1 pseudogene is annotated in these 718 nt (G+C 60.0%); it reads left to right on the forward strand.

The window, feature by feature from the left end:
- Positions 1-718 (forward strand): annotated as a pseudogene (locus AEA42_RS22760) (hypothetical protein); the annotation flags it as partial.

The following is a 718-nucleotide window of genomic DNA, read 5'->3' on the forward strand; positions in this document are numbered from 1 at the left end:
ACCGATGCAGCCAACAACACCTCAGGCCCAGGCTCTGACACTGCAACCGTGGCGGATGAAACCGCCCCGAATGCCCCGACCGTATTGATCGTCGATGACGGTAACCCAGGTGATGGCCTGCTGACGCAAGCCGAAATCAGCGGCAATGGCGCAGGTGTACAGTTAACCGTGAGCATCAATGCTGCGGACTTCAGTGCCGGCGGCCACGTGAACCTGACTATCGTCAATGGCACCGCGACCACCGATGTGGAACTGAAGCTGGTGAATGGGGCGCTGCAGTTTGCTGACGGCACTCCGGCGACAGGCTACAGCTACAACGCCACCACCGGCGTTATCAGCTGGACGGAAACCGCCCCGGGTGAAGGTGGCAGCATCACGGTCACCGCGACCCAAACCGATGCAGCCAACAACACCTCAGGCCCAGGCTCTGACACTGCAACCGTGGCGGATGAAACCGCCCCGAATGCCCCGACCGTATTGATCGTCGATGACGGTAACCCAGGTGATGGCTCACTCACGCAAGCCGAAATCAACGGTGATGGCGTACAGCTCCAAGTCACCATCAACCATGCCGACTTTGCTGAAGGCGGCCACGTGAACCTGACTATCGTCAATGGCACCGCGACCACCGATGTGGAACTGAAGCTGGTGAATGGGGCGCTGCAGTTTGCTGACGGCACTCCGGCGACAGGCTACAGCTACAACGCCAGCACTGAAG

Origin of the sequence: Shewanella sp. Sh95 (genome assembly GCF_001308045.1) — a bacterium.
GTDB classification, from domain to species: domain Bacteria; phylum Pseudomonadota; class Gammaproteobacteria; order Enterobacterales; family Shewanellaceae; genus Shewanella; species Shewanella xiamenensis.